The organism is Methanomassiliicoccales archaeon, from assembly GCA_026394395.1.
GTDB lineage: Archaea > Thermoplasmatota > Thermoplasmata > Methanomassiliicoccales > UBA472 > UBA472.
Genome location: JAPKYK010000002.1, coordinates 237,351 through 252,358, shown reverse-complemented (window position 1 = coordinate 252,358; position 15,008 = coordinate 237,351). Strand labels below are relative to the sequence as shown.

The 15,008-nt window shown below is 49.8% G+C and carries 11 protein-coding genes; 6 read left to right on the top strand and 5 right to left on the bottom strand.

The features are described from left to right. The 4 genes from NT131_03615 to NT131_03600 form a co-directional block, all read right to left on the bottom strand. A partial coding sequence (locus NT131_03615; GenBank protein ID MCX6650731.1) for a glycosyltransferase occupies positions 1-382 on the bottom strand: 382 nt, incomplete at its 3' end. Next, complete coding sequence (locus NT131_03610; GenBank protein MCX6650730.1) at positions 379-879, bottom strand: hypothetical protein; 501 nt, start codon at positions 877-879, stop codon at positions 379-381. The genes NT131_03610 and NT131_03615, both read right to left, overlap by 4 nt. 84 nt (positions 880-963) lie before the next feature. After that, positions 964-1,890, bottom strand: coding sequence for a glycosyltransferase family 2 protein (locus tag NT131_03605; GenBank protein ID MCX6650729.1), 927 nt, complete (start codon positions 1,888-1,890; stop codon positions 964-966). A 46-nt stretch (positions 1,891-1,936) separates the two neighbouring features. Beyond that, positions 1,937-2,851 carry a DUF1616 domain-containing protein gene (locus tag NT131_03600; protein MCX6650728.1) on the bottom strand — a complete coding sequence of 305 codons (915 nt, stop codon included), beginning with the start codon at positions 2,849-2,851 and terminating at the stop codon, positions 1,937-1,939. Between the two features lie 214 nt (positions 2,852-3,065). On the opposite strand from NT131_03600, the gene NT131_03595 reads away from it, so the two are divergent. From NT131_03595 to NT131_03580, 4 genes are all read left to right on the top strand, one after another. Beyond that, positions 3,066-5,465 carry a DUF2206 domain-containing protein gene (locus tag NT131_03595; protein ID MCX6650727.1) on the top strand — a complete coding sequence of 800 codons (2,400 nt, stop codon included), beginning with the start codon at positions 3,066-3,068 and terminating at the stop codon, positions 5,463-5,465. Positions 5,466-5,571: 106 nt separating this feature from the next. Further along, entirely contained in the window at positions 5,572-6,363 is a 792-nt protein-coding gene (locus NT131_03590) for an ABC transporter permease (GenBank protein ID MCX6650726.1), read from the top strand. A gap of 9 nt (positions 6,364-6,372) precedes the next feature. Next, positions 6,373-7,650 carry an ABC transporter ATP-binding protein gene (locus NT131_03585; protein MCX6650725.1) on the top strand — a complete coding sequence of 426 codons (1,278 nt, stop codon included), beginning with the start codon at positions 6,373-6,375 and terminating at the stop codon, positions 7,648-7,650. A gap of 66 nt (positions 7,651-7,716) precedes the next feature. Continuing rightward, positions 7,717-9,261, top strand: a complete 1,545-nt coding sequence (locus NT131_03580; GenBank protein MCX6650724.1) for a class I SAM-dependent methyltransferase — start codon at positions 7,717-7,719, stop codon at positions 9,259-9,261. A gap of 197 nt (positions 9,262-9,458) precedes the next feature. Here the strand turns inward: NT131_03580 and NT131_03575 are convergent, their stop codons facing one another. Then, a complete protein-coding gene (locus tag NT131_03575; GenBank protein MCX6650723.1) occupies positions 9,459-10,901 on the bottom strand; it encodes a fibronectin type III domain-containing protein in 1,443 nt (480 codons plus the stop codon). Between the two features lie 423 nt (positions 10,902-11,324). On the opposite strand from NT131_03575, the gene NT131_03570 reads away from it, so the two are divergent. Continuing rightward, entirely contained in the window at positions 11,325-12,221 is an 897-nt protein-coding gene (locus NT131_03570; protein ID MCX6650722.1) for a methyltransferase domain-containing protein, read from the top strand. Positions 12,222-13,133: 912 nt separating this feature from the next. After that, on the top strand, positions 13,134-15,002 hold the full coding sequence (locus NT131_03565; GenBank protein MCX6650721.1) for a glycosyltransferase: 1,869 nt from the start codon (positions 13,134-13,136) through the stop codon (positions 15,000-15,002). Positions 15,003-15,008: the final 6 nt, after the last annotated feature.

The following is a 15,008-nucleotide window of genomic DNA, read 5'->3' as shown; positions in this document are numbered from 1 at the left end:
GTTCGATGGCCTTCTGAAGGTCGGACATGTTCAGAACCGTGGTAACGAGGCCCTTCTCGGCCAACTTTAGACAAAGATGGACCTGATGATCGTTCAAGGCCTCTCCGAACTTCACAGTCCGGGGGACAGCTACGACCCGCTTTCCCTCCAGGAGGGCTTCCATAAGGGTTGACCCGCCATGCGTGATAACCAGGTCGGCCTTTTGTATATGGCCCTGAGCTTCGGTTCGGCTACAAAAGCCGAAGGCACGGATGCCATCTGGAGGTTCGTTAATCCCGACCTGAGCCGTTATTTTCTCCTTTAGGTCCGGAGACAAGGACCGGAGGCCGTCCATCAAGCGTTTGAAATTGTAGTCCGTCGTTCCGACGGTCACATAGATCATAGGAGACCACCCAGATATTTCGCTTTCTTTCCGAATTTAGGCAGGAGATCTTCCCATTGCACTATAAAATGGTCAGCGAAAAAGTACAGCACACGACCTGCCATCGAAGGGTCCTGGACCCTCGTCCATGTCTCGATATAAATGGTCCTTATGCCGAGCGTGTTAGCCAATACTAGGGCGGGGATCGCGATCTCGCCCGACCCCGTACTGATCACCACATCTGGCCTTTCTTTTATCAACTGGTAAATCAGCCGGGGGATGTTCACCAGCCCGTTAAGCGCTGATTTAAAAGCGAAATTGCCAGAGAATGAGACCTTTTTAAGGCGCACTATTGGTACGATGGAATCCGCCAGCTCAGGGCTGTCGAATGTTATCATCTTGACATCGTCGTAATGTGGGTATATTGTTTTGACGAGCATCATCGCCTCATTGAAATGTCCTCCGAACGTGGCGTAAAAAAACAATTTCATGTGATCAGGGCGCTCCAGCCGGTCCATCCTGATTATCTTGAATACCTAATGAATTCTTCTCTCGTGCTCATATAATCGGACGGTAAGGGACCCGTTGATAAGGTATCATCGCTACTGGTTCTTTTTTCCTATTGTGTTCTGGATATTGCTCATCAACACGGTCAAGGAGTTCAATATCATGGCATCGAACAACAGGAAGAGCCCTAAGAAGAATATCGTGATGGCGGCGGTAGCCTGGGTCACGAGGGTCCATCCGAAGAGCACCTTCACCTCCGCAAATGTGGCGAGAGCAATGGTGCCTCCTAATATGAAAAGGGCGGCCCCGGGGATGCCGAAGACGATCAATGGCCTTCTGTACCCAATGATAGTGAATATGCGGCTAAGGACCGCGTATCCGTGCCTGAAAGGTTTTTGTTTATGGCCGGCTGGTACGTCATACCTGACGGTGATCGGTACCTCGACGATCCTCAAACCGATTTGAGAGAGGTGCATGATCATGTCCGATTCGATGTTGTATCTCTCGGAATCGATCTCCATGTTGTTCAGAGCGGTAGGCGATAAGGCCCGATAGCCAGACTGGGTGTCAGTGATCTTGTCCTTGGACCCCACGTTGGTCACTTGGTTGAGGATCTTTTGCCCGACCACTCTGTGCCGGGGTATGTCCGCATCTTTTTCGCCGATGAACCTGGACCCAATGACCAGATCGGCCTCTCCGGCCAAAATAGGGGCGGCCACGTTGGGGATGAGCGCGGGGTCCATCTGACCGTCTCCGTCGATCATCACTACACATTTGGGGGAAAGCTCACGGCACCTCTGGAAACCGACCATTAGCGCGGCGGCCTTGCCTTGATTGATCTCCTGACGTATGACCTCGGCACCGGCTAACTTGGCCAATTCGGAGGTCCGGTCCGGTGAGCCGTCATCGACCACGATGACCTTGCTCGCATGTTGCAAGGATAGTGTGACCACCATCGAGATGGTTAGTTCTTCCTTGTAGGCGGGAATAAGAACGATCAGTTCGGATCGGTCGTCGCTCATATTGAGATTGGAAACTGCTGGACGACTAATAAGGATATTGTATGATTTACGGAGGCACGCTCAAGTTCAGATTCAAGTAATTTATCTCATTGTTGACGCACATGACTATTCTCCAACTTGCTTCGGTCTTGGAGTAGTCGGTGGTGGTGTTCGGAGGTGAAGGCCCGGGGATGGGTTCGGCGCCATTCTTGAAGAGCATCAGGAATAGCTGATATTGACCGGAAACCCCGGGTGATATGATAATCTCCTTTTCGAACTGGGCCGACCAGGGATCATTTACATTGTACTCTTGGCTCTCCAGGACCACCGAGAACGAATCGACGAAATACATCTGGGTGACGTTGACGGCCTGATCGATATATGTATAATTGACGAGCCATATCTCGACCGTGTAATTTACAGCTTGGCCTTCCCTATTGGCTATACCAACAATGATCGATGTATTGTTTCCAAGCCCCACGCTGGTGGGATAATCATAAGCATTTCCATTCTCATTTAGCACGTAGAACTCTGTGAATCCTTCTTCATCTTGGTTGAGGAGCATGGCGAATGATGCCGTCAAAATTATCGCCATAACCGCCATGGCCATCAATACGATGAAACGCTCCCTTTTTGAAATTACCTTGAACTCATGGAGAATGCCTGAATTTCTCTCCTGACCTTCGTGGTTGTCAATCACCTTAGCCTTGAAAAAATAATCGACCAGTAATAATACGCAGGACAATGGTGCAAGCAGGAGAACTGTTGAGGTAACCCAGTCCATCTGCAAAATTAATTGACCAGATGGAATAACGATGAACGAAAGTACCGCACTAATCAATACGGTCAAGATACTCCGTTCCCAGATATCCAGCTTATTCTCCCGACCCGTTAAACGTAAAATCGCGGTCCCAGGAACGATGATGAATAGGACGGCTGCGAACTCAGAAAGGATACCATTGTTATCAACAAGATATGCCATAATTAGCAAGACCACCAGGCCCCATGGGAAATAGTGGATGCTGAGCCTTGTTGAACGTCCTTGCCCCATTACCCATTAGAGAACGCATGTCGTATATATCCCTTATCCAGTTGTGGGAAATTGACCGACATGTGATATAACATATATACATGGAGGCGAATTGTCCAAAAGACGGTTTATCCCGTTGAATGATCTTACCTGGATGACATAAATGATGGTAGACGAGGACGATTGCAAAGCGGGATTTAAATTCATCAATGATTGGCCTTTGCGCCGATTTGAGATACTAGGTTATTCGACCGTTGTCGCCTTGCTGTTATTCGCCCTCGCTAGAATGATATTCACTGGAGATTGGGACAATTGTACTTTGGGATTCCTGATCATACCCCTGGTGATTTTCGTTCCCGGGGCTGCGATACTTAGAATAATGCACATCCATGGCCTCGGGTTCTCCAAATCTGCAATATATAGCTTGGGCCTGGGATTGATGTTGCTGATGGTGACCGGAGGATTGCTGAATTCCTTACATTATTTGACATCCATCAAATCACCCTTCACCCTGGAGAACATCAATCTTTTATTTTCATTATTACTCCTTATATTAATGCTGGCGACATCGAGACGCGATAAGGAATTTGTATACGAGCATGGAAAGGCGTACTTTGATATTCGAACAATTCTAACGATGGCATTCGCCATTCTTCTACCAATAGTGGTAATCATTGGAACGACCGTGGCTGGATACGATGGTGACCGCTCGATCTTATATTACGTACTTGTAGCTGTTTGCGCAACTCCCTTAATCACCTTGAGCCGGAACGCTAAGAGCTATGAATTGCTGGTGTTCAGCCTATCGCTTTCTCTTATGCTCCACAGGGGATTGATGACCAATTATCTGATGGGTTATGATGTCTTTTCGGAATTTTATTCCGCTGCCATTAGCACTAACCAAGGTTTCTGGGACGTGTTCTACAGGTTTGGCGCCAATACCGCCATGAGTATGACCACATTGGCCCCGATGCTAACCAACCTCACCTCTATCCAGACCCTGGAATTATTGAAGATGGTCTATCCCTTCTTCTTTTCTTTTACTGGTCTAGCTGTTTATAAAGCGGTTCAGGGACAGCTGGGTTCCAGACCGGCTTTGGCCGCCTCTCTACTGTTCATTGGTTACAATGCGTTTTACGGGCTCATGATGCAACTGACCAAACAACAGATAGCTGAGGTGTTCCTCCTGATGTTTTTCCTATCTGTAATTGACCAAGGACTTATCAGGAGGGACAGGCGCATATTTGCCATCATATCCTTGTTCGGGATAGTGGTGTCCCATTACGCCTTGGCCTATATAGCCATAGGTCTGGTGGTCGGACTAGTCGCATTGAACACATTGTGGCACATAGTATCGAAATTGTCGGAACTCCGGGGTCCGGAAAAAAAACCAGTACATCGTTGGTTCATCGATGTAATCAAGACGTGGTTTGTGGACCAAAGAAAATCTCAAACGGTATCCATCGACATGGCCATAGCGTTCTTGGCTATTTTCTTCATTTGGTTTAGCGTTACTGCCTCGGGTTTGATGCTGCAATACGGGGAGAATGTAAATTCATATGTGGGTCCTGCTTCGAGCGGGAACCTATTACTCTATCAAATGGATACCTGGGAATACGTTCTCATCGATTACGGGGATGCGTTGCACAACGTAGAGAAATACCTGGTCGTTTTCTCAATGGCCATTTGCATCATTGGCGTAGCTTATGCTATTGTCCGGTTCAATAGGATGAACGATAATAAGATCAGCAGGGATTTTGTTTTGTTCGGCGCGTTGGGCTCACTGATAATAATCGGCTGTTTTACCATACCCCGCCTGTCGTACTCCTTCTATTTCGCCCGGTTCTTCCAGGTGGCCTACATATTTCTGTCGGGATTCCTTATCCTTGGCCTATATGCTGTTGTGTCGTTCTTCCGGGGTAAGCACCTTGGTGACATTAGCATCGTCTCGAGGCTCGCTAGTGACGGAATCGTAAAAAAGGCCGGGGCGATCTTTCTTATCACATTTTTACTCTTCAATACTGGGACTATTTACTATGCGACTGGTCATTATACCAACTCATTCGCCCTCAACCCAAATACCAGTTGGTCCGTATACTCAGATTCTGACGTACTATCAGCCAAATGGGTCAGTGATGTAGATCATCGGGGCAACTATCCAGTGACAGCTGATTGGCATAGATTTCCCATCTTCGCTGGTGAAGGAACCAATATTAAAATTCTCAGGTATCAGTGGACGGAAAATCAAACAGATGCCCTACTATACCTATCCAGTTGGAATGTAAAAAATGGTTGGGCGATATCTACAAATTATAATGGAAGTTCTCGTCAATCCTACACTCCAATTGAAAATATTTTGAGCCAAACGGAAGGACGGAACGAGGTCGTCTATTCCACTGGAGGACAGGCGATGATTGTCTATATTCCTCATTCGGAAGTGAAAACCAACCCGGTGGGCCCTCCGTTCAATACCTATGAAGATACCCCTATCTACGTACTATCAGGGACTTTGGTTGTGTCGCTTGCTGCCATTGCCATAACGTTAATGATCAGAAGGTTGCGGTGAGACCCTTGAGCTCATCATTTTCTAAGCCGATTTTTATATGTCTATGCGGTGTATTATAGCTAAAAGGCTCGAATGGCATCAGGATGAAGGGAGGGCAGTTTGAAGGATGGGCGCGCAGGACATCATTCGCGAAAATGTTCGATCCTTGGGACTTATCCGTTCCCTGACCAAATCTGACTTCCGCACCCGCTACGTCGGCTCCTATTACGGCCTGCTCTGGGAGATATTGCAGCCCCTGAGCCTGATCTTCCTCTTCTGGTTCGTCTTCGAGTTCGCTCTCGGCATAACCACTGTCGAGGGTGTGCCGTTCGTCCTATGGTTCATTATCGGCCTCATTCCTTGGTTCTTCTTCTCTGACGCCTGGTCCAATGCCACTAATGCTCTCACTCAGTATTCGTTCTTAGTCAAGAAGATGGTCTTCAAGGTTGAGATCCTACCTACAGTCAAGATCATTTCCTCGCTCCTCACCAGCATCATCTTCCACGTTATCTTAGTGATTTTCCTGGTCATTTATGGAGAGGGTGCGCATCTTTCTTCCCTTGGCGTGCTATACTACCTATTTTGCACATTCATACTTGTCTGGGGGCTTAGCTTCCTCACATCATCCATCGTGGTGTTCTTCAAGGACATGCGGCAGATGCTTACTATCATCCTGCAGTTCGGAATCTATCTCACGCCGATACTGTGGTCGCAGAACGCTATACCGGAAGAGTATCACTGGCTCATGCTCATCAACCCCATGGCCTACGTGGTCGACGGCTATCGAACCTCGATCTTAGGCGAGTTCACCTTGGACCCGCTCGCCACCGTTATCTTCTGGGCCATGACCATCGTGTTCCTGATCGCCGGAAGCATAGTCTTCCAAAAGCTGAGGCCGCACCTGGCGGACGTGCTGTGAGGTGAACTGATGGACCACGAGGTTATTTCCATCAAGGGGGTGGGGAAGGTATATCGGCTCTACAAGAAGCAGTCGGACCGGGCCAAGGAGGCCTTGGACCCCCGTCGCCGGAAGTACCACACGGACTTCCACGCCCTGGAAGGTGTGGACCTGGTGGTGCATCAGGGAGAGACCGTTGGGATACTGGGCCGGAACGGTTCTGGCAAGTCCACATTGCTCAAGATATTGACTGGGGTGTCCTACCAGACCTCCGGCGAGGTCGTGGTGAAGGGTAAAGTGGCCGCGCTCCTAGAACTGGGGGCGGGCTTCAATCCGGAGATGACCGGCATGGAGAACATCTTCCTCAATGGGACCATGCAAGGGATGAGCCGTCAGGAGATAGAGAAGCTGGTCCCGGCCATCGTGGAGTTTGCCGACATCGGGGAGTTCATAGACCAACCGGTGAAAACGTACAGCAGCGGCATGTTCGTTCGCCTGGCGTTCGCGCTCGCTATCAACGTCGACCCGGAGGTTCTCATCGTCGACGAGGCGCTGAGCGTGGGCGACATCTACTTCCAGGCCAAGTGCTACCGCAAGTTCGAGGACTTCAAGAAGGCCGGGAAGACCATCCTTTTCGTCACGCACGACATGAACAGCGTGCTGAAGTACTGTGATAGAGCGATGGTTTTACACGAAGGTAAGAAATTGGCCGAGGGTAGCCCGAAAAGTATGGTCGACCTATACAAGAAGGTCGCTGTGAACCTCCATACCCAATCGGATGATGGGGTGGAGATCGAGGAACGATCTACTACGTCTCAGGATGTTCCTTGGAAATCAAGCCTGGTCCTGAACCCCAATAAACTTGATTATGGGGACAGAAAAATGTGCATTGTCGATTTCGGCCTCTTTGATGAAGACGGTGCCATAATCCAGTCCGTAATCAAGCAGAGGGAGTGCACGTTCAAGATGCGCGTCCGTATCAAAGAAGATGTGCAGTCCCCCATTTTCGCTTTGACCATCAAGGATATCAAGGGGAACGAGCTGACCGGAACAAACTCCCAATTTGAGATGCTGGATATACCGCTCTTGCACGAAGGAGAGGAGTATGTGGTATCCTTCCGGCAGACCATGACGCTAGCGGGGGGGCAGTACCTTGTTTCCCTGGGATGCACCCGTTTTGACGAACGGGGCGAGTTTGTTGTGCATCATCGCCTCTATGACATATTCTTTTTTCAAGTGGTTGCATCAAAGTTCGTCGTGGGCTATTTTGACATGGGTATGGAGATGAATATTGAACGGATTGGATAATTGTAAAATAACTTAATATCATTAAAATGTTCTAAATAAGCAATTTGATATCTTTCATATTATTATATGACCGATATTTCTACTCAAGCAATCGATGATGGCAAGGGCTCCTTTTCGGATGAGTTTTATCTCGAGGATGGATCACCATTCCGGATCTCAGGAACTCCGAATGGAGTTATGTTTCCAAGATGGATGCAGGTCGCCCATTGCATCGACAAGCGCCAATCGTTGATCTTGTTGGCTGGCGAAGAATTGGTGATCACAAAGAGCATTAAAGTTAAGAAAGACACGAAATTATATGTCCGATATGGTGCTGGGATACCGAAAATCAGTAGCGATGGTTTGGTCTTAGAAGTGAGCTTCTCTGAGCGATTAGAGAAACGAAAAGATGTGGAGATGATTGCTTCTTTCTCTATTTCCGGTGGTCAGCAGACATCACAATGGAGGGAAGCGCATCTCGATGTATCATTTTTAATGGGTAGGCAAGGATATTTCATTTTTAAATGCCTTCCAGGGCCGAAAAATGATCCGATCGGGGATTGGCTCGCCATCGCCGAACTATGCGTTGCGAGAGTAGAACGGTTATCTTTGATGAAAGCTCGTACCTTTCACGAACAGAGGTCCCGCAATGAAATCGATCATTTTAGTCATGTCTATCGTCACACCATGTATTCTCAAATGCAGGATGAACGGTCGAACATAGCTCAAGGTCAAGCCCGACCAGTTAGAAAATTGCATTGTAGTGAAATCAATGCTGTGCCATATCAGATAGATCGATTAAATCACATCGGACCGCTTTCTCATGAGTCCCCTTACGCCTACGGGTCGCGCTTGCTGGCTGCAAACATCACAGAGTCCGCCCCAGATTTCGTAGGGCGATTGAAATTAAAAGCTGATAATGGTAAGCCACTGAAGGTCCTGTCATTGTGTAGTGGAGCGGCCAGGATAGAAGCAGATTTTGCTTCGCACGTAGGGAATAATGTGGAATGGTCGCTTCTCGATATTAATCCAGATCTACTTTGCATGGCATCGAAACAGTTCGCTCCAACGGTGAGCCTTGATCTCATCGAAGCGGACGCGAATGATTTACAATATTCGGGTGAAAAATGGGACATCATCATTTGTGTCTCTGCGCTCCATCATATTGTTGAACTAGAAAAGCTAATTGAGTTCTGTCATAAAAGTCTGAACGATGATGGTGAGTTCTGGAGCATTGGAGAGTATGTGGGAAGGAATGGCAATCGACTGTGGCCGGAAGCTTTGGACGTAGCGAATGGGATATTTAAAGAGCTGCCAGAAAAATTCAGGTTGAATCGTAATACTGGCACTGTGGATACGGAAATTCCGGACAACGATTACTCAGTGGGTTGTTTTGAAGGGATCCGTAGCGAAGATATCGAGCCTACGTTAGAACGATGGTTCAAGCCATTAGACGTGTTTCGTAGAAATTGCTTCCTGTGGCGTTTACTGAATCTCGCATATAACGACAATTACAATGCCCAGAACCTCGATGACCGTCAGTTGATCGTCCGAATGGTGGAGGCTGAGCTCGATCACTTTAAGAATGGAGGGCGTGGCACTGAGCTTTTTGGGGTCTACAAACCTCGATAAATGAATGGACCGGTTGGTTATCATTTAATAAAACATCCGGATAATAAAAAAGGGCTCTGTCGCTAAACTGATGTTTCTATCAGAAATGATGGTTAGCCAGTTATTCTATATCATTCACTGGTAAGAGCTGTTTATAGAGTTTAGCGTCAAAGCCATAGTATATAAAAGGAAAATGGAAGGTGTTTGACCATCATCGTCTAATTCGTATTCTTACGTTTATACATCATAAGCAATATTAGGGTCAGTATTGCGATAATCGCGACCACTGCCACATAGATCACGATAGGATTGACGCTGGTAGCCTCATCATCCAAAGGGATGGTCACGGACACGCCAACGCTATGAACGCCTTCGCCGTTAACATTGTTGGCTGCGAGCTTGTACCAGTACATCTCTCCCTTGGTCAGGTTGGTATCGTTGTAGACATAAACATAACATGGGACGATGGCTATCAGACTGTAATTGCTGGTGTCTGCGACCGAACGATAGATCGAATAGTTCGCGATGGCGTAGCCCGCGTCGCTGATGGGGGGCCCCCACATTAAGAGGGTATGTCCATCATATGGAACGGCAAAGACTGCGAGAGGTGCGCTGGGAACGATCGGGACGACCTCTCCCATCTCCAGTCCATAAAAGGTTTCCCCAGGCATCGGGAAGTTCGAGGCGGCGTATGCGTGTCCCCGCAATTCCGGGTCGGTCTCCGCGATCCACAGGTCCCCGACCAGTACCGGCGCCACCAGACCGAGGAACGTAATGGTTGTCAGGGACGTACAGGAATGGAACGCCCCGAAACCGATGGTCGTTACGTTACCGGGAACGGTGACCGAGGTCAATGAAGGGCAATATGCGAAGGCCCAGTTCCCGATGGCCGACGTGCTCTCAGGGATCTCCAGCTCGCCAGACGCTCCGCCCGGGCATTGGATCAGGGTCGTTAAATTCTTATCATAAAGCATGCCAAGGGCGCTGGCGAAGGACGGGTTCGATGCATTCACATCGATCCATCTCAGAGATGCGCATTGGACGATGGCATATTCCTCGATGGTCGTCACGTTGCAGGAGATCGTGATGCCGATCAGGAACGGGCAGGTGTTGAACGCTCTCGAACCGACGGAGGTGACGCTTTCAGGGATGACCATCTCGCCAGCCTTTCCGCCCGGGAATTGTATCAGGATTGTCACGTTCTTGTTGTAGAGCACCCCGTCGACGCTAGTAAAGTTCTGATTGGCCGCGTCAACATCTATCGAGTCCATGGCATAGCAATACAGGAACGCTCCCATGCCGATGGTGTTCACGCTGCTCGGGATGAACACCGATACTATGTTGGGGCAGGCGGAGAAAGCACCCTCTCCGATGGTGGTGACATTGCCTGAGATGGTCACAGATGTCAAGGAGTCGTGACCAGAAAAGGAATTATTGCCGATGGTCACGACAGGACATCCTCCGAGCATGTCGGGGATCGTAATGTTGTTTCCCGTGCCGGTATAACCTGTTATGGTGGCCATTCCTTCGTCTATCGTATACGTATAGTCACCTTCTTGGGCTGCATATACCGTATCCCCAGCAATGACGAGGAACGAACCAGACAGTAACATTAATAAGAGCATGACCGAAATGACCCGGGTTACCTTCCTATCTTCCATATGAATATCTCCGCTCGACCTCTTTGCTCATTTCGAATTGAATGAAACGGACTTCATGATGGGCAAATTCAACCTTAATGGTTTTGACGCCAAACTATATCAACAGCTCTTACCAGTGAATGATATAGAATAACTGGCTAACCATCATTTCTGATAGAAACATCAGTTTAGCGTCAGAGCCAAAAAGTATAATCGAACAGGTCGCCTTGATGTATGACGATTTACATCGTTTCATTATTAGTTTCTTTGATCCATGCCCCAGTGATATCATTAAACAGCTCTTTTCTATGCAATTCCAATCTTCCGCTGAGCGGACCCGCCAACCCATTTATTATTTTATTCCAGTTCCCCGGGTTTCAATAAGTATATATCACCATATGAATTCCAACAATACAACTTCAGACCTCCGGGAGTGAAGGTTCTATGAACAATGGACCGAAATTGATCTTGGACCACGTGAGCGACCAGGACCAATATTCTGATGGTGATGTTGAGGAGGACATACTCACCTTGGTGAGATCGGGTAACGATCTCGAAGATGCGATACGCCATGACCAGCGATGGGCTGTACTATATCATCTAGACCAACGACGGAAGAACCTTCTGGAATGGTACCCTTTCTCGAAGGAGGCGTCGTTGCTGGAAATTGGTGCGGGCTGCGGAGCTCTAACTGGCCTGTTCTGTGAAAAAGTTCGTTCGGTGACCGCCGTGGAAATATCTCCGCGACGGGCAAGCATCATAGCAGCCAGGCACAGCACGATGCAGAACCTGACCGTATACGCTGGCAAGTTCGACAACATTGGTGGCTTGAAGGGGTTCGATTACGTCACCCTGATTGGTGTCCTGGAATACGCTGGTATATACCAACGTTCCCCCCAACCCTATCAGGAAATGCTTAAACACGCCATTTCCGCGCTTAAGGACAACGGTACTTTGATCTTGGCCATAGAGAACAAGCTGGGATTGAAATATTGGGCTGGGACACCGGAGGACCACTCTGGCGTACTGTTCCAAGGATTGGAGGGATATCCTGGAGAGGAGGGATTTCGCACTTTCGGACGGGAAGAGATAAGAAATATGCTCGTGGAGACAGGGTTCTCAGACCTAGAGTTCTATTATCCGTATCCAGATTACAAATTGCCAGAATGCATCTATTCCGACCGTTTACTTCCTTCGATTGGCGATATGGGCAAAATGTCACCTAACTACGATCAGGAGCGCTTTGCCCTGTTCGATGAGGGTCTAACGTGCGACAGCTTATTGATGAACGGGGCATACTCTCTGATGGCCAATTCATTCCTGGTGTTCTGCAGGCGTTAAACCATGACCCAGCGAAGGATCGACTTTATTAAGTACAATCGGGAAAGACTTTCTTCGTACCGTACTGAAACGACCGTCCTGTCCACGTCTGAAGGTCGTAAGGTCCTCAAACGAGCTCTTTCACCAGAAGGGATACCTCACATCATCAATATTTTTAGAGGCGGTCAGTTGTTGAGGGATAAGCTGACAGATGCCAACATACCATCGGGCACTGTAATAGACGATGCCGTGGAGTTCGATTATATTGAAGGTGCCTCCTTCGAGCAAGCCCTTCTAACCCTGGCGAAGAGGAACGATCGGGCAGGCTTGATCGGTCTGCTTAAAAAGTACCAGACCTATCTGGCTTCATTAGGATCTGTGGATGGAAGGGCGAGTATCGAAGGATTCGTGAACGAACTTCTCCAAGATGTACCAGAATCCTTCTTGATCGACCTGATGCCCGTGACAAACCTCGATTTGACCTTCGATAATATTATCATTGACGGGAGCGGGCGTTACTGGATAACCGATCACGAATGGGTGTTCGATTCCCATGTCCCCCGGTCTTTTGTTCTATATCGTGCCCTGTACGTCCTCTTTCTGAAACAAGAGCGGAGATTAGGACCATTGCTGACATTCCCAGAGGCCCTTATGGAATTAGAGATCCCCAAGGATTTGTGGGGAGTGTATAGAGAGGCGTGCGAAAAGTTCATCGACATGGTTTTTGGAAAGGACCGTTCTCACATGGTTCCCCCGCAATATTGTAAGAGGTCTCATCAGCTGGCAAGTCAAACCTTCCTACAAGACCGGGAGCAACAGCTAAACTCTGTCAGATTGGAGCTGGATGCTACAAAGACCGCTCTTAGCGAGATGCTGCTTAATGCCCGTTTACAAGATGATCAACTCCACAACCAGGAAAAGAAATTAGGCGAGATGGCTGACGCCATCGTCCGTTACGAAACGTCACTGGCAGATAAAGACGGATTGTTGGGCACCTTGCGGGTTGATCTGGAATCAGAGAGGCTGCGTAAGATGGCCGTGCAGGCCCAGATGGAATTTGAACGGGACCACGCCTTCCAGCTCATTAAGGAACTGGAGAAGGAAAAGGAACGCCTAGTTCAGACCACCTGGGAACTGGAGGACGTGAAGAAGCGCAATCATCAGCTGATCGATGAGCTGGAGGGAGAGAGGATTCTCTCCCAACAAATGAGGGACGAACTGAACATCAGCCAGAACGACCTCCTGATCGCCCGGGAGGCCATGGCGCGGCAGGACATCGAGCTGGCCGAGGCCGAGGCCAGCATCACCGAGGCGATTCAACAGCGCGATGAGCAGTTCGTCCGCCTGCAGGACATGACCGACCGCTTCATGGCCAAGCAGGCCGAACTCATGACCATGTCCGACTGGGCCCGCAGCATGCAGCTGCGGCTGGAGTTCCTGGACAGCATCCCCTCCATCGGAAGGATAGAGAAGTTCGCTCGCCTGCAGAAGCAGGCTGTAGATAAGCTCAAGTCCGACGGCCTGGTGGCCACGTTCAAGAGCGTGACCCTGCAGCTGGCCCCTTCCAAGGTCCAGGGCATGTTCTATCGTTCAGAGCCGTCCAACCTCGAGGAGGTGGAGGCCAACGCCGACGGACGGAAGGTCCTGGTGGTCTTCCCGGTCATACCCTGGGAGTTCCGCTGGCAGAGACCGCAGCAGCTGGTGTCGCGCTTCGCCGATAACGGGTACACGGTCATCTTCGTTCACATGGACCTGACGCCGAAGGGCGCCCGGTACCTCAACGACGCCGAGGCGTTGAAGGATGTGACCCTGGGCAAGCTGCGGGAGCACATCTACGAGCTCCGTTTGAGCTCCTTCAACAAGCTGAACGTCTACCAGGATCGTATCCGGGGGGCGGACCTCAACAATGTTGCGCACGGGCTATTGGGCGTGCTGAGACGATTGGACGCCAAGTCCGTCACCTACCTGGTGCAGTTCCCCGGATGGGGGCAGCTGGCCGACCTGTGCCGTTCCCGTGTGTCCGGCACGTTGATCTTCGACTGCATGGACGACCACGCCGGCTTCAGCAACAACGCCACCGAGGTGGTGAAACGGGAAACGCAGCTCATGGGGAAGGCCGATCTGGTGGTCACCAGCTCGGCCAAGCTCTACGAGAAGGCGGCGGCGTTCAACGATAGCACCATACTGGTGCGCAACGGCACCGACTTCAACATGTTCCACACCCTGTTCCCGAACGGCAAGCTCGACTCCCTGAAGAGGCCGATAATCGGCTATCACGGGGCCATCTCCGAATGGTTCGACCCGCAGGTAGTGGCCCGTTGCGCGGAGAAGCATCCGGAATGGAACTTCGTGCTGATCGGCTCTACCCTTGGTTGTGATGTCAACGGGCTGAAACGGTTGTCCAACGTCCATCTGCTGGGGGAGCTGCCGTACAAGGACCTGCCCGGCTACCTTTATTACTTCGACGTCTGCATCATCCCCTTCCGGGTGGTCCCCCTGACCATGGCCACCAACCCGGTCAAGTTCTACGAGTACATCAGCAGTGGCAAGCCTGTCGTAAGCGTCCGGCTGCCGGAGATGGAGCGGTACGCCGAGGTCTGCTACCTTTACGAGGGGGACACGGAGTTCGAGAGGGGGATCCTGGCCGCATTAGGAGAAAACGACGAGGCCCTGAGGGCCAAGCGCATCGAGGTGGCCCGGAACAGCTCCTGGGACCAGCGCTTCCTGGACATCGCCAACCACCTGAAGGAGATGGAGCGGTCCGGCCAGAGGAAGCGAAAGGTTCTAAAGAACACGGATTGATGGGGA

Coding starts and splice junctions, on each gene's coding strand:
- NT131_03610 (MCX6650730.1), bottom strand. CDS start 879: ATGGACCGGCTGGAGCGCCCTGATCACATGAAATTGTTTTTTTACGCC.
- NT131_03585 (MCX6650725.1), top strand. CDS start 6,373: ATGGACCACGAGGTTATTTCCATCAAGGGGGTGGGGAAGGTATATCGG.
- NT131_03595 (MCX6650727.1), top strand. CDS start 3,066: ATGGTAGACGAGGACGATTGCAAAGCGGGATTTAAATTCATCAATGAT.
- NT131_03605 (MCX6650729.1), bottom strand. CDS start 1,890: ATGAGCGACGACCGATCCGAACTGATCGTTCTTATTCCCGCCTACAAG.
- NT131_03580 (MCX6650724.1), top strand. CDS start 7,717: ATGACCGATATTTCTACTCAAGCAATCGATGATGGCAAGGGCTCCTTT.
- NT131_03590 (MCX6650726.1), top strand. CDS start 5,572: ATGGGCGCGCAGGACATCATTCGCGAAAATGTTCGATCCTTGGGACTT.
- NT131_03575 (MCX6650723.1), bottom strand. CDS start 10,901: ATGGAAGATAGGAAGGTAACCCGGGTCATTTCGGTCATGCTCTTATTA.
- NT131_03600 (MCX6650728.1), bottom strand. CDS start 2,851: ATGGCATATCTTGTTGATAACAATGGTATCCTTTCTGAGTTCGCAGCC.
- NT131_03570 (MCX6650722.1), top strand. CDS start 11,325: ATGAACAATGGACCGAAATTGATCTTGGACCACGTGAGCGACCAGGAC.
- NT131_03565 (MCX6650721.1), top strand. CDS start 13,134: ATGGCTGACGCCATCGTCCGTTACGAAACGTCACTGGCAGATAAAGAC.